Raw genomic sequence first — 19,056 nt, 5'->3', positions numbered from 1 at the left:
TTTCGAAGGTTCCGCGTCGGCATGGCCACGCGGCGGCCCAGCCCGCCTGAAAGCATCCCTTGTTCTCAGGGGGGACATTTCTGGCTCGCATAGTCGCAAGAAGCATAATTATTTGACATTAGATTCTTGACGGCATGCAGTGGCCACGTACTGCATGACACGTGACCACCGCAAAAAGAGAATACCCGCTGCCACGGACGAATGCCGCCTGTCCGTTCCGAAGCATGCCCTGCCTGGTCGCTGCCAAGGCACTGCATGTCAGGACGGCAAAGGTACACCGCCCCAGACCCGTTGCTTGACGCGGGCAACGCGCCGCGCCACCCTGCACCAATGGCGGTGGGCATGCTCCCGGCCCGCCGCAAGACACACACGGAGGTTCACCATGCCGCTCATGATCACCACGGGCGCCCGCATGACGCGGCGCGCCGCACTGGCCGCGCTGGCCCTGCTGGGCGGCACGCTGGCCGTGACCGGGCTGCCCTTCCCGGTGGGGCGAAGCCGCAACGCCGATGCGAAAGGAATGTCGGGGCTGGCGCACCGGACCCTGCACGCCCTGCACCCCAGAGAGGCCCGCGCCGCACGGGGCACGGTGGCCCTGCCGCCACCGGACATCTCCGGCGCGACGGGCGGGACGGGAAACAAGCCGCTGATGCAGGCCCTGGCGGCGCGCGCCTCAACCCGCTCGTTCCGCGAGGACGCCATCCCCGACCAGGTTCTGGGAGACCTTTTGTGGGCCGCGTGGGGCGTCAACCGGCCCGATGGACGGCGCACCGTGCCCACGGCCAGAAACCGCCAGGGCATGGACGTGTACGTGGTGCGCGCCGACGGGGCCTGGCGTTACGACGGCACGGCGCATGCCCTGGAACCCGCCGCCGAAGGTGACCTGCGCCCCCTGCTGGCCCGCCAGTCGTTCGTGGCCACGGCCCCGCTCACCCTGGTCTACACGGCATCCGCGTCGGAAGACCCGGTGTACGCGGCCATGCATGCGGGTTCGATGTACCAGGGCGCGGGGCTGTACTGCGCGTCCGCCGGGCTCGGCAACGTGGTGCGCGCCAGCTACGACGAGGCGGCCCTGCATGCCGCCTTGCGCCTGCCCGCCGACCGGCGCATCGTCATCAGCCAGACCGTGGGCTGGCCCAGGAACTGAAACCGCCCGCCGGAGGGAACGGCGGGCGGCTGGGGAGAACCAGAAGCTGTTCGCGGATTCGTGAGAAGCCGGAGCAACCTCCGGAACTGATTCGGGCTTTTGGGGTTGTTTCCAAATTAGGATTTTCGTTCGTTGGCAAGAAAAACGAGTCTGCCATGAGGGAATGCGGTAGCCGTTAGGCGAGCGCGTAGCGCGAGTCTTACGGATAGCGACCGCAAAGCGTACTCTTATCGTATTTGACCGAGATGGCAGACGAAGTTTGACGACGCCAACGGACGAAAAGGCAATTTCGAAGCAACCCCTAGAACTTATAGGTAACGCTCAACCCCGCCATGTGGGCATGGGCATCCTCGCGGTCCACTTCGCCGTAGATGTAGTCCGCCGGGCGGGCGTCGTAGTGGCGGTCGGTCATCCACAGGTAGCCGTAGAACACGTCCAGCACCCAGTTCTGGTCCACCTTCCACCCTGCGCCCACGGTGACGATCTGGCGGTCGGAACAGGGCACGGCGAAGTCCTCGTAGGTGCCGTTGACGGGGCTCTGGTCGTAGACGTAACCCGCGCGCAGGTCCACGCTGTCGGTCAGGGCGTATTCCGCACCGAACTGGAAGCGCCAGGTGTCGTTCCAGTCCTTCTTCTTGCTGACCGAGGGGTACACGCCCAGCAGGGACGGGTTGTAATCCATGGTCAAGGCCTCGTAGGCGCTCCAGCGGGTCCAGACCACGTCGGCCTCAAGGCTCAGGCGGTCCACCGGCTTGACCATCACGCCGAAGGTGATCGACTCGGGCAGGGGTTCGGTGCCGGAAATGCCGCCCTGGCCGATTGTCGCCGGTGAGGACGAGCTCATCCGGGTGTAGTCCACGTTGCCATCCACCTTCAGGTCGATCTGGCTGCGCCAGGCCAGGCCGAAGGCCAGCCAGTCGTACGGCTTGTAGCGTGCCCCGGCGTTAAGCCCGTACGCCCAGCCGTCGGCGTCGATTTCCTGCTTGATCTCGGCGCCGGGAATGGTGGAATCGTACAAGAAGCGCAGGTAGGTGGCTTCCACCCCCACGGCCATGGTGAACTTGTCGGAAAACTTCATGGCCAGGTTGGGGTTGAAGGTAAGCGACTGGATGCCCGCGTACGAACAGTTGTAGCGCCCGGCCCAATTGTCGCCGCCCGCGTATTCGGTGCCCAGCCCCACGCGCGAGAAGATGCCGAAGCCGAACCAGTAGTGGTCGTTCAACTGCTGCGTGTAGTAGGCGGTGGGCAGGCCCCAGATGGCATCCGAAAAATCACGATCGGTCTGGGACGCGCTTTTGAAGTCCATGGTGGCGGCGGGCTTGATGGCCGTGGCGCCCACCTGCACCTGCGCCCCCGACAGATCGGTGATGTTGGCCGGGTTGTAGGCGACGGACGAAGGATCGGCGTCGCGGGCCACCATGGCGCCACCCAGCGCGGTACCACGCGCGCTCCATTCGTAGACGGCATAGCCAGAGGCGTGCGCGTGCTGCGGCAGCAGCAGCGCAACAAGGACAAGGCACAGCAGGAACAACGGCTTTTGCATGACAACTTCCCGTACTTGCAGAATATGCCCGCCGAATGTTGACAGGACCACGGGAGTGTAGCAGGCAGAAGTACAGCGTCAATGAACATCACCAAACTTTCCATTCATATCTCGTGAACGCACCGCCGTGCCGTTCAACCGTGGTGAACCCATGACCCGTAATGACCTTGTCGCGTTCTATGCCGCCCGCCTGGATGCCCTGGATGGCCCCGCCTTGCTGCTGGATGAAGATGGCGCGGTGCTGTACGCCAACGGCCCCGCCCGTCGGCTGCACGGACGCGGGGACGGACACGGGGACAGACCCGACGAAGGTGGCGGGGAAGGTGGCAAGGCAGCCGTGGCACCGGAAGGGAAGGCCCCCCACGGCTGGCTGCACGACGAGGTGCCCCCCGTGCCCGAAGCAGGAGAGCCAGTGCGCGAAAGCCGCACGCGCATCACCCTGCCAGACGGTGCGGGCATCCGGCAGATAAGCTGGACCTGCGTGGCCGTGCCGGTACCCGGCACTGGCGGGGATACGGACGGGGAAACAGGCGCGGGCAAGACCGTGGACACGGGTACGGGCAAGGACGCGAGCAAGGACGCGGGCAAGGACGTGGGGAAAGCCATGGCAAGGGACGGGGGGAAGAAAACGGACGGCAGCGCCCGGTTCGCCCCCCACCCGCCCCGCACGGTTCATCTGGCCTGGGGCAGGCTGCGCACCACCGAGGGCGGGCAGGAGATGGGCTTCACCATTCTGCCGAGCGGGGTCATCCAGGCGGTCAGCCCGGCGCTGTGCGCCATCTGCGGCTACACGCGGGACGAACTGGTGGGCCGGTCCGCGCGGGAGTTCTATTTCACATCCGCCGCACGCAAGCGCATCGTCAGCCAGCTGATCAAGCGGGCAGAAGTGGAAAACGGCGAGGTTACCCTGCGCCGCAAGGACGGATCGCCCCTGACCCTGTGGTACACGGCGGAATCCATTCGCGATGCGGCGGGCCGCATGGTGGCCTACAGCGGCTACTTTCAGGAACGCCCGTTCGCCTTTTCGTCCAAGCTGGCCAGCGACTTTTCGCGCGTGGTGGATGCCCTGCCCGGCCTTGCCTGGGTGTGCGGGCGCGACCTGCGCATCGTGGCCGTCAACGACGCCTACCTGGCCGCCTATGCCCGCACCCGTGACGAGGTGATGGGCCGCACCGAATACGACTTCCTGCCGCCAGGACTGGCCCGCTACCCCGTGGAGGCGGCACTGAAGGTCTTTGAGGACAAACGGGAACTGGAGCACCCGGCGGTGCCCCACCTGCTGGACCCGGCAGTATGGTACCGGGTGATCCGGCGGCCCATCTTCGACGACAACCGGCAGGAGGTCATCGGGCTGCTGGGCATTGCGCAGGACATTTCCGCCAAGGTGGTGCAGGAAAACGCCTTCATCGAACAACTGCACACCCACCAGGGCGACGTGGTGGTGGTGACCGACGACCAGGGGCGAATATTGCGCCGGTCACGCCAAACGCTGACCCCCGCCATCTTCGGGCGGCAGGAACCGTACGACGCCTACACCCTGGACATGGGGCCGGTGCTGGACCTGCTGCACGAAGGCGACCTGCCAGCCGTGCGCCAGGCCCTGCTGCGGGCCATGCGCGAACACCGCGAACAGCACTTCGAATGCCGCATCCGCAACCTGTCGGGCAGTTATTCCACCGTTCACTCGCGGCTGGTTTACAACGACACCATCTACGGCGAACCGCGCGTGTACGTGGTGGCGCGCGATATTTCGGGCGAGGTGGGGCTGCGCCGGGCACCCATGGTGCTGGAACGGCTGAAGGAGGCGGCGGGGGCGCGCACCGACCGCGAGTTGGCCACCTTCCTGAACGTGTCGGCGGCGTCCATTTCCAATGCCCGCAAGAACGGACGCATCCCGCCGGACTGGCTCATCGATGCGGGACTGCGGACGGGGAAGTCGATTGATTGGCTGGTGAGGGGTGTGGGATAGGGCGGCGCGGCAATGGCGCAGCCCGGATGCCGCCCGGGTGCAGCTAGCCCGCCAATCCCCGGCATCAGGGGGGAATGGACATGTCCGGCACGAAAACGTATCCCTCAGTGATCGCCCAACTTTCAGCAGATGACCGCGCTCCCGGCAAGCGCCTGAGGCACGACGGACCGCCCATGCATGGCATCAAAAAAATATGGAAACGCCTGCCGTCACAGGTTCAGCAAGCCATCCTGAAGGCATGCTGCACCCTGCTCTCGACCAGACGCGACGGGCACACGCGCGGCGACGGCCCCGTGTACGTGGTAGGCAGCCTGTGCAGCGCCACGGGCATTGGCGAAGGCGCCAGGCTCTACCTTGGGAACCTGCGCGGCCAAGGCATTCAGGCTTGCGGAGTGGATGCCACCTCCGCCATGCTCCAGCAGGCGGTGTTGCCCCCGAACGCCGACGACGGGCTTGCGCTGTCAAACCTTCCTTCCCGCACCGGCGGCGGAACCGTGATTCTGCACGCCAACCCTCCGCTTTTCCAGATGGTTCTGCTGCGCATGAACAGAAACTTCCTGCGCGGCAAACGCCTTGTGGCCTACTGGGCCTGGGAACTGGAATGCCTGCCCGAAATCTACCTCGACGCCCTGCCCTACGTGGATGCCGTGGAGGTACCCAGCGAATTCACGGCCAATGCCTTCCGCCGCGTGACGGACAAGGACGTGCGCGTCGTGCCGCACAAACTTCCCGAACCCGTGCGCCGCAAGACGGACTTTTGCACGGACGGCGTGATGCGCTGCCTGTACGTCTTCGACATGGCCTCATCGTGCGAACGCAAGAACCCCTGGGCGGCCATTGCCGCCTTTGCCACGGCCTTCCCCGACGGAAGGGACGCCGCTCTCACGCTCAAGGCCAGCCAGCGGCAAGCCGCGCCGCAGACATACCAGCGCCTGCTGGCCCTGGCCGAGGCGACACCAGGCGTGACCCTGCTGACCGACGACCTTTCGGCAAGCGCACTGGATGACTTGTACCTGAGCCACGACGTGTATCTTTCGACGCATCGGTCCGAGGGATACGGCCTGACCATCCACGAAGCGATGTTGCGCGGACTGCACGTGGCGGCCACGGGCTGGTCCGCCAACATGGAATTCATGAAGGGGCCGTTGGCGCACCCCCTGCCCTACACCCTGGTGCCCGTGCCTGCGGGACAGATGCCCGCCTGCCGGGAAGCCATTCGCTGGGCAGAAGTGGACGTCCAGGGCGCGGCCGAAGTGTTGCGCGGCTTGCGAACCACATTGTGCCAGGGGTAGCACTGCCCGCAGTGCCCGGCCCCGGACGCAATTTCCGTTCGAAACACACGAAACAGAAAACCGCGTTCACAACGTGAACGCGGCGGAAGCATTGCGGGTGCGGCACGGCTACGGGGCGCCCCGGGGCAAAAACAGCCACACCGGACGGCATTGCCAGATGCGTGTGTGCAGTATGGCGGAAGGGGAGGGATTCGAACCCCCGGTGGGGTTCCCCCCACAACGGTTTTCAAGACCGCCGCAATAAACCGGACTCTGCCACCCTTCCGCAGGTGGAGCAGGGCATGCCGTACCAGAACCGATGCGCCGCTGCCCTGCCTTGCCGGGCGGTTATGCCCTGACCGCCCGTGGCGGTCAAGATGGAGCCCCACCACGCGGACGCACCCAGTGCCCTCAGCGCGGCTGAAACATGATGATGCCCATGCCCGCCAGAGCCACCAGGACCCCGGCCATGTCCCATTGCGTGGGACGCACGCCGTCCACCAGCCACAGCCAGCCGATGGCCACGCAGATGTACACGCCGCCGTACGCCGCGTACACGCGCCCCGCCGCCGTCTCGTGCATGGTCAGCAGCCATGCGAACACAACAAGGCTGGCGGCGGCGGGGGCCAGCAGCCACGCCGTCTTGCCGCCCTTCAGCCACAGGTACCCAAGGTAGCACCCTGCAATCTCCGCGATGGCCGTGGCGAAATACAGAAGAAAGGTCTTCACCCGGCCACCCGCTGCGTCCGGGGGCATTGCGCATACACCGGAAAATCCCCGGTCCGGTTCACACCACGCACGGGACGCCGCCCGCACGACGACGGCAGAAGCATGACACGCCTGAGCACGACTACCCGGCCCCGGTGCCTGCGGCCCCGCCCCGGCGACACTTCTGGATGTGCTTCAGCAACAGGCTGCGCAGGTTGTCGGAATTGATGGGCTTGCCGATGTAGTCGTCCATGCCCGCCGCCAGAAACTGCTCGCGGTCGCCCTTCATGGCATGGGCAGTCATGGCGATGATGGGCACGCCGCTGCTGGTGGCCATGCCCTGGGCCTTGCGCACCATGCGCGTGGCCTCCATGCCGTCCATGACCGGCATGGCGATGTCCATCAGCACCAGGTCGAATTCCTGCTTGCGCAATGCGGGCACCACTTCGCTGCCGTCCGTCACGGACTGCACCTCGTAGCCCTGCTTTTGCAGAAACTTCTCGATGAACATCAGGTTCATGGGGTGATCTTCCGCCACCAGGATGCGCGCCCGGCACTCCGGCTCCGGCGTCTGCACCGGCGCGCGGGCGGCTTCTTCACCTTCCAGGCGCGCCGCATCGAAGCGGGCCGTGAAGTGGAAGGTGCTGCCCTGCCCCGGCGTGCTGTCCACGCGGATGTCCCCGCCCATCAGCAGCGCCAGGCGCTTGCAGATGGCCAGCCCCAGGCCCGTGCCCTTATGGCGGCGCGACAACGATCCATCCGCCTGCACGAACCGCTCGAAGATATGTTCGCGGTGCTTGTCCAGAATGCCGGGGCCGGAATCGGTGACGGAGAATTCCAGCAGCGTCGATTCCGGCGTGGTTTCCACGACGCGCAAGGCAAGCGAAACGCGCCCCTGCTCGGTAAACTTCAGGGCGTTGTCCAGCAGGTTCACCAGCACCTGGCGCAGCCGCATGGGGTCGCCCACCAGGCCGTCGGGCACGTCTTCCGGCACCAGGAAGGCAAAGCCCAGCCCCTTTTCCTCGGCCCGGTGCACGAACATGGTGTGCAGGGTGGACAGGCGCTTGCGCAGGCGGAAAACCTGGCTGTCCAGTTCCACCATGCCCGCCTCGATCTTGGAAAAGTCGAGGATGTCGTTGATCAGCGCCAGCAGCGATTCGGCGGAATTCTGCGCCGCCTCCAGGTATTCGCGCTGTTCCTCGTCCAGCGGGGTGTCCAGCGCAAGGTCCAGCATGCCGAGCACGCCGTTCATGGGGGTGCGTATCTCGTGGCTCATGGAGGCCAGAAACTCGCTCTTGGCCTTGTCCGCCGCCTCGGCGGCCTCCTTGGCCACGCGCAGTTCGCGCTCCATGCGGCGGGTTTCGGTCACGTCGCGCACGTATTCCGCAACCATGGCCACCTGCCCGGTGGCGTTGCGCACCGGAAACACGGTGATGGACCGAAAGGTGCGCAAATCGGGATTGTACAGTTCGATGACCTTCTGGCGCCCGGTATCGAAAACTTCCGCTATCTGACAGGCATCGCAAGATTTTTCGCCACGGAAGTAGCAACCGAAGCAGCTTCTGCCGTGCTGGTCGCCGCCTTGCGTTTCCCAGCGCACGTTATCGCCCTGCCAGTTGCTGAACACCACCTGTTCCGCCCGGTCGTGCACGGTCAGCAGATCGGGAATCGAAGTCAGGATGTCGCGCAGGGTGCGCTCGGCCGCACGCGCGGCGTCACGTTCGGCCCGCAACCGCGCAATTTCCGCTTCCAGCGCGGCCTCGCGTGCCGTTCCGGCATCTTCGAACACCATTCCCATCCCCTGTGCGGGCGCCTTCCACGCCGTCTCTTGCTCACTCATGGCATATCCATAGATAAAAAACACGGACCGCGAAGTTCACCACAATTGCGTTTCTGTATCCCAAATCCACGGGCATGAGCAACGGTTTTGGCAATCCGCGCCCGACGCGGGATTGACGGGCTCCGGACCACTCCGTACCGGCGGGCAACGAGTCGGACGGGCGTGTCGGGGGCATGCCGGGGGCTTCAAAAAAGGTCCCCGATCAGGTAAGCGCTTTGGGGATTCCACATTCACAGGCACCGGAGGCCCCGTGCAGACCATCGAAACCGGCATTCCCGGCCTGCTCCTTCTTGAGCCGCGCGTATTCCGCGACGAGCGCGGCTTCTTTCTCGAAACCTACCGCCGCGAACTGTTCGAGACACTGGGCGTGTCCGCCGGATTCGTGCAGGACAACCACGCCCGGTCGGAACAGCCCGGCGTGCTGCGCGGCCTGCATTTCCAACTCCCCCCCGCCACCCAGGCCAAACTGGTTTGGGTCAGCCGCGGTTCCGTATACGACGTGGCCGTGGACCTGCGGGTCGGCTCGCCCACCTACGGCCAGTGGTACGGCTGCGAACTGAGCGAGCGCAATTTCCTGCGGCTGTTCATGCCGCGCGGTTTCGCCCACGGGTACATGACCCTGGAGCCGGGCACCGAGTTCCAGTACAAGGTCGATGCCTACTACGCGCCGGAGCACGACGCGGGCATCGCCTGGGACGACCCGGACCTGGGCATTGCCTGGCCGGACATCGCTCCCGCTCTCCCCATCCTCTCGGACAAGGACCGCCGCCTGCCCCGGCTGCGCGATTTCCAGTCGCCGTTCACCTTCGAACCCGCCCCCCCGGCAAAGGCCGATGCATGACCATATCCCCCGTCACCGCAGCCCACGCCCCGCTCGAGCGCTGCCACGCCATCATCCTGGCGGGCGGCTCCGGCACCCGGCTGTGGCCCCTTTCGCGCGCGCTGTTTCCCAAGCAACTGCTAGCCCTGAACGGCGACCTTTCGCTGCTCCAGCAGACCGTGCGCCGCGTGCTCTCGCTGTTCCCGCCCGAGCGGGTGCACATCGTGACCAACGAGGAGCACGTGTTCGAGGTGCGGGCGCAGGCCCGCGCCCTGGACGAACGGCTGGACACCCAGGTGCTGGCCGAACCCGTGGGCCGCAACACCCTGCCCGCCATCCTGCTGGGGCTGGACGCGGCCATGGGCGGTGCGGATACCGGCGGCAACACCCAGCCCCCCCTGCTGGCGGTGTTCCCCTCTGATCACCAGCTGCACGACGAGGCCCGCTGGGGTGCCGCCGTCACGCGCGGGGCCGGCCTTGCCGCCGAAGGGTGGTCCGTCACCTTCGGGGTGCCACCCACCACGCCCGAGACGGGCTATGGCTACATTCGCCGGGGAACGCCCCTGCCGGTCGCCGGAGACACTGCGCAAGGCGCGGCCTTCGCCGTGGACGGCTTTGTGGAAAAGCCGGACCTGGAAACCGCGCGCGGCTTTCTGCGCGAAGGCATGCATTTCTGGAACAGCGGCATGTTCGTGTTCAACGGCGGCGTGCTGCTGTCCGCCGTGGAACGCTTTCAGCCGACACTTGCCGCCTGGTGGACCACCCGCGCGGACACCACCCTGTCCCCCGGCATCCCGCTGACCCACGGCTACTCCACCCTGCCGTCCATATCGATAGACTACGGCATCATGGAGCACGTGGAGCGCATCGCCGTGGTCGAGGCCGACTTCGGCTGGGACGACCTGGGCAGTTGGGAAGCGCTGTACCGCCTTGGCGCCAAGGACGAGCACGGCTGCGTGATCCAGGGCGACACCATGGCGCTGGACTGCGACGACTGCCTGCTGCTCTCGCGCGGGGGCAAACTGGTGGCCATCGGGCTTTCCAACGTCATCGCCGTGCAGACCCGCGACGCCACCCTCATCTGCGCCAAGGACCAGGTGCAGCGGGTGAAGGACGTGGTGGAAAAGCTGAAGGCCGAAAAGAGCCCGCTGGTGGACGTGCACCTTACCGTGCGCCGCCCCTGGGGCAACTACACGGTGCTCGACGAGGGGCCAGGGCGCAAGGTCAAGCGCATAGAGGTGAACCCCGGGGCGCGCCTGTCGCTGCAAATGCACCATCATCGCAGCGAGCACTGGGTGGTGGCAAAAGGTGCCGCGCTTGTGCAGGTTGGCAACGAGGAACGCACCCTGACCGAGAATGAATGGGTGGACATCCCGAAAGCGACGCTTCATCGGTTAACCAATCCGGGACGCATTCCTCTCGAACTCATTGAAATCCAAAGTGGTCCGTATCTTGGCGAAGACGACATCGTTCGCTTCGATGACGTGTACGGACGCCGCAAGGAGGGCTGAGCGGCCACTCAGGCGCCGTGCAATTTCACCTAGTTGCGCGAAATGGAAGCGGATTCGTGAAATATTTCACCTTGACAGCCTTTCAAACTGTCGCCTAGTAAGGTTGTCGTGGCAAGTGTGGGCATTCGTTATTCATCTCTCAAATCAGCTAATGAGGCGAAGGGTATGGAGGACAGGCAGTTAAACAGTTCAGGCTGCGCGAAGGATGGCGGGAAGTGCTGCGGCGGCGGCATCACACCGTTCCTCGTGGGCTTGGTCGTGTCGCTCATCTTCGGCTGGTGGGTGTTTCCGGACATGATCTACAGCAAGAAGGAACAACCGATACGCTTCAGCCACAAGGTGCACATGGAAAGCGCGGGCATGGAATGCAAGCAGTGTCACGTGCTGCGTGAGGACGGGACCTTCGCGGGTCTGCCCTCCACGGCAAGCTGTGCCGACTGCCATTCCGACGTCATGGGTTCCGACCCCGAGGAAGCCCGCTTCGTCAACGAATACGTGAAAACCGGCAAGGAAGTTAAGTGGCTGGTCTACCAGATCCAGCCCGACAACGTCTTCTTCAGCCATGCCGCCCATTCCCTTGACGGCTGCAACCAGTGTCATGACTTCAAGGAGTCGGAACTGTGCGCCCAGTGCCACCCCGACGTGGCCAACTCCGACAGCGCACCGACCCACTTCGAGAACAAGCTGACCGGTTACAGCAAGCAAACCATGAAGATGTGGCAATGCGAACGCTGTCACGCCAATGAGAACCACTACGGCGTGACGAGTGCAAACAATGCCTGCTTCGTCTGCCACAAGTAAAGGGGTGGTGCTATGGCTCTGGACAGAAGAGGTTTCCTGAAGTTCATCGGCGGCGCCACCGCGGGCATTCTCGCCACCCCCGTCGTCTGGAAAAGCCTGGACGACGTATCCATCTGGACGCAGAACTGGTCGTGGATTCCCCGTAACATCGACGGCGCCAATTCGTACGTGCCCACCGTCAGCAAGCTGTGTCCGTCCAGTGTGGGCGTACGGGTGCGGCTGGTGGACGGCCGCCCGGTGCGCGTGCTGACCAACAACGATCATCCCCTCGGCGGCGGGCTTTCGTCCATCGCCGCGGCGGAAGTGCAACTGCTGTACAGCCCCTCGCGCATGAAGCGCCCGCTGAAGCGGACTGCCGACGGCGCGTATGTGGGCATCACCTGGGAAGAGGCCGAAGCCATGCTGGTGGAAGGCCTGAAAAAGGCCAAGGGCGGCGACAAGCTTGCCGTCATCTCCGGCGACGAAACCGGCACCATCAACGAACTGTTCACGGCGCTTGCCGCCGAGATGGGTTCGAAGTCCTGCTTCCTGATGCCCGGCGAGGCCCAGTCCGCCGCCAAGGCATGGGAACTGATGGGCGGCGACGGCCAGGTGGGTTACGACATCGAAAAGAGCGACTACGTGCTCGCCATCGGGGCCAACGTGCTTGAAACCTGGGGCACGGTGATCCGCAATCGCCACGCCTTCAGGGCTGGCCGTCCCCATGGTGAAGCGCCGTCCGTGCGCTTTGCCTACGCTGGCCCGGTGCAGAACAACACCGCCGCCGCCGCAGACACCTGGCTGGCCATCCGCCCCGGCACCGAAGCGGTGCTGGCGCTGGGCCTGGCCAACCTGCTGATCAAGGCGGGGGCCACCAGCCCCGCCGCCGACTTCGGCGACTTCAAGGCCCTGGCCGCCAGGTTCACCCCCGAACAGGTGGCGGCGCAGACCGGCGTGGACGCCAAGCGTCTTGCCGCCGTGGCCCAGGAACTGGCCAAGGCCAAGCGCCCGCTGGTCATCGCCGGGTCCGAGTTCGGTCAGGGCGGCGGCGCGGCCCCCGTGCTGGCCGGCCTTGCCCTGAACGCGCTGCTGGGCTCCATGAACCGCGAAGGTGGCATCCGCGCCCTGCCTTACGCCCGCAAGGTGGTCTCTGCCGCCATGGACCGCAAGGCCCTGTTGCAGAACGACCTGGTGGCGTGGCTCGGCAAGGTGGCTTCCGGCAAGTCCGCCGCCCCGCAGGCGGTGGTCTTCTACGAAGCCAACCCCGTCTACGCGCTGCCCCAGGCCGACACCATCAAGGCCACGCTAGCCAAGGTGCCCTTCAAGGTGGCCTTCACCAGCTTCCTCGATGAAACCGCCATGGCCTGCGACCTCGTGCTGCCGGTGCCCATGGGTCTTGAACGCTTCGATGATGTGGACACGCCCTACGGCTGCGGCCAGGTGGTCTACGCCCTTGCCGTGCCCGCGCTGGCGCCCCTGGTGGACGCCCGTCCGGCTGGCGACGTGGTCATCGGCGTGGCGAAGAAGCTGGGCGCCGACCTTGGCGTTGCCGCCTTTGCCGACGCCCTGAAGGCCAAGGCGGAAGCCCGCGGCGCGAGCTTCACCGAACCTTCGGCCACCAATGCGCACGTCAGCAACGCGGTGCTGCCGGTCAACGGCATCGCACTGCGCGCCGACGTACTTTCCAAGGCCCTTGACGTGAAGGCCCCGGCCTTCCCCGTCGCCCTCGCCCCGGTCGCCAAGCTGAACGTTGGCACCAGCAAGACCGCCACCCCGCCCTTCAACACAAAGACCGTACGGCGCTGGGAAATCCAGGGCACGGAACTCTACGTGATGATGAACGGGGCCACGGCCGCCAAGCTGGGCCTGCGGATGCACGACCGCATCGAGCTCTCGAACCCCGCCGGCAAGTTCACGGCGCGGGTGAACCTGTTCGAAGGCGTCATCAATGACACCGTGGCCGTGCCCGCCGGGCACGGGCACACCGCCTTCGACGAGTTCAGCAAGGGCAAGGGCGAAAACGTCATGCGCCTGCTCGCAGCTGGTGCGGAACCCGGCACGGGCCTTTCGGTCTGGAACAGCGCCGGCGTAAACATCGCCAAAGCATAAGGAACGTACGTCATGTCCTCATTCAAGGAATTCAAGATCAAGTGGGGAATGGCCATCGACCTGGACAAATGTACGGGTTGCGGCGCGTGCATGGTCGCCTGCCAGGCCGAGAACAACATCGCCCCCCAGCCGGACGCCAGCAACAAGCTGAAGTCGCTTAACTGGCTGGTCGTATACGAACTGACCAACGGCAAGCCCTTCCCCGAGCATGAAGTGGCCTACCTGCCCCGTCCCTGCATGCAGTGCGGCAAGCCCTCGTGCGTGTCGGTGTGCCCCGTCATCGCCACCGACAAGAACGAGGAAGGCGGCATCGTCAGCCAGGTCTACCCCCGGTGCATCGGGTGCCGGTACTGCATGGCCTCGTGTCCCTACCATGCCCGGTACTTCAACTGGTTCGACCCGACCTGGCCCGAAGGCATGGACAAGACCCTGACCCCCGACGTGTCGGTGCGTCCGCGCGGCGTGGTGGAAAAGTGCTCGTTCTGCCACCACCGCTTCATGCAGGCCAAGGACAAGGCCCGCGTGGAAGGTCGTGACCCCAACGCCCTCAATGACGGCGACTACATCACCTCGTGCACCGAGGCCTGCCCCAACGGGGCCATCGTGTTCGGCGACGTGAACAACCCCGCGCACAAGGTGCACGAACTCGTGAAGAGCAAGTACGCCTTCCGGCTGCTGGAGCGCCTGGGCACCGAGCCCCAGGTTTACTACCTCAGCCGCCGCGAGTGGGTGCGGCGTCTTGGCGACAACTATCTCGAAAACGAAAAGGTCAAAGGGTAGGGGGCGGCCATGGATAAGAACTACGACCTTCCCATCGACGCCGCGCTGTTCCCCGAAGGCTGCACGCGCTGCTCGCTGTCCAAGTTCCTGGTCTGGATCACGGCCGTCATGGCCGTGTTCGGGTGGGGCCTGTACGCCGCGTACCGGGTGCTGGCCGAAGGCCTTGGCGTGACCGGGCTGGACGACTACTTCGGGTTCGGGCTGTGGATCACCTTCGACCTTGCGGTCATCGCCCTTGGCGCCGGTGCGTTCTTCACGGGCCTCTTGCGCTACATCCTGAACATCGATCCGCTGAAGAACATCATCAACCTCACGGTCATCGTGGGCTTCCTGTGCTACTCGGGCGCCATGCTGGTCCTGGTGCTCGACGTCGGCCAGCCGCTGCGCGCATGGTTCGGCTACTGGCACGCCAACGTGCACTCCATGCTGACGGAAGTGATCTTCTGCATCACCTGCTACTGCCTCGTGCTGGTCATCGAGTACGTACCGCTGATCCTTGAGCAGAAGCAGCTGAACAGCAACAAGCTGGTGCATGCCATCGCCCACAACTTCCACCTGATGATGCCGCTCTTCGCCGGTATCGGCGCCTTCCTGTCCACGTTCCACCAGGGGTCGCTGGGCGGCATGTACGGCGTGCTCTTTGCCCGCCCGTACGTGGCGCGCGACGGCTTCTTCATCTGGCCCTGGACCTTCTTCCTGTATGTCCTTTCCGCCGTGGGCTCCGGGCCGGTGTTCACCGTGCTCGTGTGCACCATCATGGAAAAGATGAGCGGCAAGCAGTTGGTCACCTGGGAAATCAAGAGCCTGATGGGCAAGATCGCCGGCACCATGCTGACCGTGTACATGGTCTTCAAGCTGGCGGACACCTGGGCGTGGGCCAACGACATCCTGCCCCGCTCCGGCCTGACCTTCGACCAGGTCTTCTACGGCTGGATCTACGGCAAGTGGCTGCTGTGGGCGGAACTGTTCGCCTGCGGCGTACTGCCCGCCATCATCCTGATCATCCCGTCCACGCGCAACAACCGCACGCTGTTCTACACGGCGGCGATCCTTGACTGCATTGGGGTGACCATCAACCGCTACGTCATGACCGTGCAGGCCCTGGCCGCGCCGGTGATGCCCTTCGACGGCTGGGAAACCTACGCCCCCAACTGGGCGGAGTGGGGCGCCAGCGCCATGATCATGGCCTACGCGGCCCTGATCCTCAGCCTGTCGTACCGCTACCTGCCGGTGTTCCCGCAGGAAGTGAAGCTGAACAAGTAGGCTTGCGGCCGCAAGGCCGTACGCCACCGCCTTGCCGGGCGGGACAGGGCAACCTGTCCCGCCCTTCTTTTTCATGCCTGCCACCGTCCCGACCACGCCGGGCACCTTGGCAGGGGCCGTGTTGCGGCGTATGCTGCACCTCAGAATGGAAAATTCCCGACATGGCCGGGACCGCTCGGCCCCACCACATGCAACGGGGCGCCGCCCTTCCTGCGATGTGCCCGGCACCACGCCGCAGGCCCCAACGGTCCCTCCACCGATCCCTCCTGCCCCGCAATCCCTGCCGGTCCCTGGGGGCCACGCCCTGCGGGCCGTGCTTGGGGATGTGGCCCGGTACTGCGCCCTGATGGGGGCGCTGGTGTGGATAACCCTGCGCGGCACGGCCGCATCGGGGTATGATTGGCAATGGCACCGGTTGTGGCGGCATCTGTTCGCGACGGCAGAAGACGGCGGAGTGCACGCCGGACCGCTGCTGGACGGGCTTGGCGTGACGTTGCAGGTGGTGGCGGCCAGTCTTGCCCTGGCGGTACTGGCCGGGCTGCTGGCCGCGCTGCTGCGCCAGTCCGGCTCGCGCGTGGGGCGTGGGCTGGCCGTGGTCTATGTGGAAACGGTGCGCAACACCCCGCTGCTCATCCAGCTGTTCGTGGTCTATTTCGTATTGGCGCCGGTGCTGGGCCTGGGCCGCTTTGCGGCCGGAGTGCTGGCCCTTTCGCTGTTCGAGGGGGCATACATCGCCGAAATCCTGCGGGCGGGCATCCTTTCCGTACCCACGGGGCAATGGGAAGCCGCGCGCAGCCTTGGCATGGACGTCCCCGGAACCTATATGGAGGTGGTGCTGCCCCAGGCGACCCGCACCGCCCTGCCCCCCCTGACCGGGCAACTGGTCTCCCTGGTCAAGGATTCGTCCCTGGTCAGCACCATCGCCCTGCACGACCTGGCCATGCAGGCCCAGGCGGTGGCCGCCGACACGTTCCTGGTGTTCGAGGTCTGGTTTCTCGTGGCGGGCATGTACCTTGCCCTCACACTGTCCCTTTCGGCCCTGGCGCAGTTGCTGGAACGGCGCCTGCGCTACGAATTCTGACGCGCCCGCATCACCCCCGGCACCTGCCGGACAGGACTGCCCAGCGGTAGCCGGTGATGCCGGACGCGGCCACACCGCCGACCGGCGGCATCGCCATGCCGCCGGGGCGCAGCCCGCGCGCCGCAACCGCGCGTCACGCAACGGAGGCACCTCCATGCATACGACAACATCACCTGCCCGTCTCCACGCCCCGGCACTGCTGCTGGCCACCCTGCTGGTGCTTGCGGCGCTGCTGGTACCGCACGCTCCTGCCCATGCGGCAGACGCATCCGTGCGCCAGAAACTGTCCGAGGAAAGCGTCATCGCCAATGTGCTGGAGCGCGGCGTGCTGCGGGTGGGCTTTTCCACCTTCGTGCCCTGGGCCATGCAGGACATCACCGGCAAGTTCATCGGCTTCGAGGTGGACGTGGCCAACCGACTGGCCGAGGACCTGGGGGTGAAGGTGGAATTCGTGCCCACCAAATGGTCGGGCATCATCCCCGCCCTGCTCACCGGCAAGTTCGACGTGATCATCGGCGGCATGAGCGTGAAGCCTGACCGGAACCTGAAGGTCAACTTCACCATTCCCTACGATTACGCCGGCATGGCCCTGATGGCCAACCGCGCCACCGCCAAGGGGTTCACCTCCCTGGACGACTTCGACAAGCCCGAGGTGACCATAGCCGCGCGCACCGGCAGCACTGCGGCGGCGGCAGCCAAAAAGCGCCTGCCAAGGGCCACCCTGCGCCTGTTCGACGACGAGGCCCCGGCCATCCAGGAAGTGTTGTCCGGCCGTGCCCATGCCATGGTTTCCAGCGCGCCGCTGCCCGCATTCGAGGTGCTGAAGAACCCGGACAAGCTGTTCCTGCCCGTGCCCGGCACCTTCACCAGCGAGCCGGTGGCCTTTGCCGTGCGCAAGGGCGACGTGGACACCCTGAACGTGTTCGACAACTGGATCCGCCTGATGGATGCCGAGGGCTGGCTGAAGGAGCGCAAGCACTACTGGTTCGAAACCAACGAATGGGAAACGCAGCTGAAATAGCCTGCCGCCTCCGCCACGCGACGCACCGGGCCTGCGCATGAGGCCCGGCGCGCCGTGCGGGTTTTCTCCCACAGCATCCCGCCACCTGCGCCGATCCGGAGTGCCATGCTGCCTCGCCCGTTTCCCGCCCTGCCGCCGGAGCACAACGTTCCGGCCTTTCCGCCGCGCGCACCCCTCCCTCCCCACCCGCCTCACCGGGGGCGCGAGGACGATGGCGCGCGGCGTGGTCCCGCGCTCGAAGCGCCAACCGCAGTGGAGGACTTTCTGGCCCCCCCGGCGGCCCGAAGGCTGGACGCGGCCCTGCTGGCCCTGCTGCTGGGCGCCGGGGCATGGCTGTTCTGGAACGCGGCCGACCGCCTGGACTATCACTGGAACTGGGGGGTGGTGTGGCAGTTCCTGCTGCGTCACGACACGCAGCAGGGGGCGGCAGGAGGCTGGGTACCGGGCACGCTGACCCAGGGGCTGCTGGTCACGCTGCGCCTGGGGTTGTGGTCCACTCTGCTGGCCCTGTGCATCGGCACGGGCATGGGGCTGCTGCGGGCCAGCCCGCGCCTGTTCCGGCGCATGGTGGCACGCACCTACGTGGAAGGGGTGCGCAACCTGCCGCCGCTGGTGCTGGTGTTCATCTTCCACTTCTTCGTCAGTTCGCAATTCGCCCCGCTTCTGGCCGGGCTGTTCACCCCCGTGGCAAACGCCGCCACGGCCCTGCTGCCCTCCCTTGCGCACCCGGACGCATGGGGCTGGCTGGCGCGGGCGTCCGCCCTGCTGCTGGCACCACCCGGCCAATTGCCGGTGTTCCTTTCCGGGGTCATCGTCCTTGGGTTGTACGAGGGCGCCTACATCACCGAAATCGTCCGCGCCGGGCTGGAAGGCGTGGGACGCGGCCAGTGGGAGGCATCGGCCTCCACGGGGCTGACCCGGCGGCAGCAACTGCGCCACGTCATCCTGCCGCAGGCCTTCCGGCTCATCGTGCCGCCACTGGCCGGGCAATTCATCTCCACCATCAAGGATTCGGCCATCCTGTCGGTGATCTCCATCCGCGAGCTGACCTTTCAGGGCATGGAGCTGATGGCAGCCACCTACCTGACCTTCGAAATCTGGCTCACGGTGGCGGCCCTGTATCTGGTGCTGACCTTTTCCTGTTCGCTGGCGGCGCGCCATGTGGAACGGCGCCTGCGCCGGGCCATGTAGGCCGGACGCAGGCGCCGCACCA

At 65.8% G+C, this 19,056-nt stretch carries 15 protein-coding genes and 1 tRNA gene; 12 read left to right on the top strand and 4 right to left on the bottom strand.

Annotation, left to right across the window (positions count from 1 at the left end; genetic code table 11):
• The first annotated feature begins 382 nt into the window (after nt 1-382).
• Nucleotides 383-1,147, top strand: a complete 765-nt coding sequence (locus ABWO17_RS07575) for a SagB/ThcOx family dehydrogenase (protein ID WP_353117195.1) — start codon at nt 383-385, stop codon at nt 1,145-1,147.
• A 301-nt stretch (nt 1,148-1,448) separates the two neighbouring features.
• On the opposite strand, the gene ABWO17_RS07570 is transcribed toward ABWO17_RS07575, so the two are convergent.
• Nucleotides 1,449-2,690 (bottom strand): OmpP1/FadL family transporter, encoded by a 1,242-nt coding sequence (locus tag ABWO17_RS07570; RefSeq protein ID WP_353117193.1) that lies wholly within the window; start codon nt 2,688-2,690, stop codon nt 1,449-1,451.
• A gap of 151 nt (nt 2,691-2,841) precedes the next feature.
• Here ABWO17_RS07570 and ABWO17_RS07565 point away from each other — a divergent pair, with 151 nt between their 5' ends.
• The gene (locus ABWO17_RS07565; protein ID WP_353117191.1) at nt 2,842-4,659 is read left to right on the top strand and encodes a PAS domain-containing protein; all 1,818 of its coding nucleotides are present in this window, start codon (nt 2,842-2,844) and stop codon (nt 4,657-4,659) included.
• 173 nt (nt 4,660-4,832) lie between these two features.
• Nucleotides 4,833-5,951 carry a glycosyltransferase family protein gene (locus ABWO17_RS07560; protein WP_353117189.1) on the top strand — a complete coding sequence of 373 codons (1,119 nt, stop codon included), beginning with the start codon at nt 4,833-4,835 and terminating at the stop codon, nt 5,949-5,951.
• Between the two features lie 173 nt (nt 5,952-6,124).
• On the opposite strand, the gene ABWO17_RS07555 is transcribed toward ABWO17_RS07560, so the two are convergent.
• The 3 genes from ABWO17_RS07555 to ABWO17_RS07545 form a co-directional block, all read right to left on the bottom strand.
• Nucleotides 6,125-6,216, bottom strand: a tRNA-Ser gene (locus tag ABWO17_RS07555).
• Nucleotides 6,217-6,341: 125 nt separating this feature from the next.
• Nucleotides 6,342-6,686, bottom strand: coding sequence for a YnfA family protein (locus ABWO17_RS07550; protein WP_353117187.1), 345 nt, complete (start codon nt 6,684-6,686; stop codon nt 6,342-6,344).
• 94 nt (nt 6,687-6,780) lie between these two features.
• On the bottom strand, nt 6,781-8,430 hold the full coding sequence (locus ABWO17_RS07545) for an ATP-binding protein (RefSeq protein ID WP_353117185.1): 1,650 nt from the start codon (nt 8,428-8,430) through the stop codon (nt 6,781-6,783).
• Between the two features lie 298 nt (nt 8,431-8,728).
• Between ABWO17_RS07545 and rfbC the strand changes: the two genes are divergently transcribed.
• The 9 genes from rfbC (at nt 8,729) to ABWO17_RS07500 (ending at nt 19,034) form a co-directional block, all read left to right on the top strand.
• A complete protein-coding gene (gene rfbC, locus ABWO17_RS07540; protein ID WP_353117183.1) occupies nt 8,729-9,319 on the top strand; it encodes a dTDP-4-dehydrorhamnose 3,5-epimerase in 591 nt (196 codons plus the stop codon).
• Nucleotides 9,316-10,809, top strand: coding sequence for a mannose-1-phosphate guanylyltransferase/mannose-6-phosphate isomerase (locus ABWO17_RS07535; RefSeq protein WP_353117181.1), 1,494 nt, complete (start codon nt 9,316-9,318; stop codon nt 10,807-10,809). Before rfbC ends, ABWO17_RS07535 begins: the two co-directional genes overlap by 4 nt.
• A gap of 165 nt (nt 10,810-10,974) precedes the next feature.
• The gene (gene qrcA / locus ABWO17_RS07530) at nt 10,975-11,610 is read left to right on the top strand and encodes a menaquinone reductase multiheme cytochrome c subunit QrcA (protein WP_035068301.1); all 636 of its coding nucleotides are present in this window, start codon (nt 10,975-10,977) and stop codon (nt 11,608-11,610) included.
• A gap of 12 nt (nt 11,611-11,622) precedes the next feature.
• Nucleotides 11,623-13,698 carry a menaquinone reductase molybdopterin-binding-like subunit QrcB gene (gene qrcB / locus ABWO17_RS07525; protein ID WP_353117178.1) on the top strand — a complete coding sequence of 692 codons (2,076 nt, stop codon included), beginning with the start codon at nt 11,623-11,625 and terminating at the stop codon, nt 13,696-13,698.
• A gap of 12 nt (nt 13,699-13,710) precedes the next feature.
• The gene (gene qrcC, locus ABWO17_RS07520) at nt 13,711-14,478 is read left to right on the top strand and encodes a menaquinone reductase iron-sulfur cluster-binding subunit QrcC (RefSeq protein ID WP_353117176.1); all 768 of its coding nucleotides are present in this window, start codon (nt 13,711-13,713) and stop codon (nt 14,476-14,478) included.
• Between the two features lie 9 nt (nt 14,479-14,487).
• Nucleotides 14,488-15,741: a menaquinone reductase integral membrane subunit QrcD gene (gene qrcD, locus ABWO17_RS07515; protein ID WP_353117174.1), complete on the top strand. Its 1,254-nt coding sequence runs from the start codon at nt 14,488-14,490 to the stop codon at nt 15,739-15,741.
• A gap of 130 nt (nt 15,742-15,871) precedes the next feature.
• A complete protein-coding gene (locus tag ABWO17_RS07510; RefSeq protein WP_353117172.1) occupies nt 15,872-16,822 on the top strand; it encodes an amino acid ABC transporter permease in 951 nt (316 codons plus the stop codon).
• A 154-nt stretch (nt 16,823-16,976) separates the two neighbouring features.
• Nucleotides 16,977-17,843: a transporter substrate-binding domain-containing protein gene (locus tag ABWO17_RS07505; protein WP_353117170.1), complete on the top strand. Its 867-nt coding sequence runs from the start codon at nt 16,977-16,979 to the stop codon at nt 17,841-17,843.
• A gap of 105 nt (nt 17,844-17,948) precedes the next feature.
• A complete protein-coding gene (locus ABWO17_RS07500) occupies nt 17,949-19,034 on the top strand; it encodes an amino acid ABC transporter permease (protein ID WP_353117168.1) in 1,086 nt (361 codons plus the stop codon).
• Nucleotides 19,035-19,056: the final 22 nt, after the last annotated feature.

The sequence above is a fragment of the Nitratidesulfovibrio sp. genome, assembly GCF_040373385.1.
GTDB lineage: Bacteria > Desulfobacterota > Desulfovibrionia > Desulfovibrionales > Desulfovibrionaceae > Cupidesulfovibrio.
The sequence above is the reverse complement of the archived record's forward strand: the minus strand, read 5'-3'. Positions and strand labels throughout refer to the sequence as shown.

Excerpts from the sequence above, each read along its gene's own strand:
- ABWO17_RS07500 (WP_353117168.1), top strand. The coding sequence starts at position 17,949 with ATGCTGCCTCGCCCGTTTCCCGCCCTGCCGCCGGAGCACAACGTTCCG.
- ABWO17_RS07505 (WP_353117170.1), top strand. The coding sequence starts at position 16,977 with ATGCATACGACAACATCACCTGCCCGTCTCCACGCCCCGGCACTGCTG.
- ABWO17_RS07535 (WP_353117181.1), top strand. The coding sequence starts at position 9,316 with ATGACCATATCCCCCGTCACCGCAGCCCACGCCCCGCTCGAGCGCTGC.
- qrcD (WP_353117174.1), top strand. The coding sequence starts at position 14,488 with ATGGATAAGAACTACGACCTTCCCATCGACGCCGCGCTGTTCCCCGAA.
- ABWO17_RS07510 (WP_353117172.1), top strand. The coding sequence starts at position 15,872 with ATGCTGCACCTCAGAATGGAAAATTCCCGACATGGCCGGGACCGCTCG.
- ABWO17_RS07565 (WP_353117191.1), top strand. The coding sequence starts at position 2,842 with ATGACCCGTAATGACCTTGTCGCGTTCTATGCCGCCCGCCTGGATGCC.
- ABWO17_RS07575 (WP_353117195.1), top strand. The coding sequence starts at position 383 with ATGCCGCTCATGATCACCACGGGCGCCCGCATGACGCGGCGCGCCGCA.
- ABWO17_RS07560 (WP_353117189.1), top strand. The coding sequence starts at position 4,833 with ATGCATGGCATCAAAAAAATATGGAAACGCCTGCCGTCACAGGTTCAG.
- qrcC (WP_353117176.1), top strand. The coding sequence starts at position 13,711 with ATGTCCTCATTCAAGGAATTCAAGATCAAGTGGGGAATGGCCATCGAC.
- qrcB (WP_353117178.1), top strand. The coding sequence starts at position 11,623 with ATGGCTCTGGACAGAAGAGGTTTCCTGAAGTTCATCGGCGGCGCCACC.
- qrcA (WP_035068301.1), top strand. The coding sequence starts at position 10,975 with ATGGAGGACAGGCAGTTAAACAGTTCAGGCTGCGCGAAGGATGGCGGG.
- ABWO17_RS07550 (WP_353117187.1), bottom strand. The coding sequence starts at position 6,686 with ATGCCCCCGGACGCAGCGGGTGGCCGGGTGAAGACCTTTCTTCTGTAT.
- ABWO17_RS07545 (WP_353117185.1), bottom strand. The coding sequence starts at position 8,430 with ATGGTGTTCGAAGATGCCGGAACGGCACGCGAGGCCGCGCTGGAAGCG.
- ABWO17_RS07570 (WP_353117193.1), bottom strand. The coding sequence starts at position 2,690 with ATGCAAAAGCCGTTGTTCCTGCTGTGCCTTGTCCTTGTTGCGCTGCTG.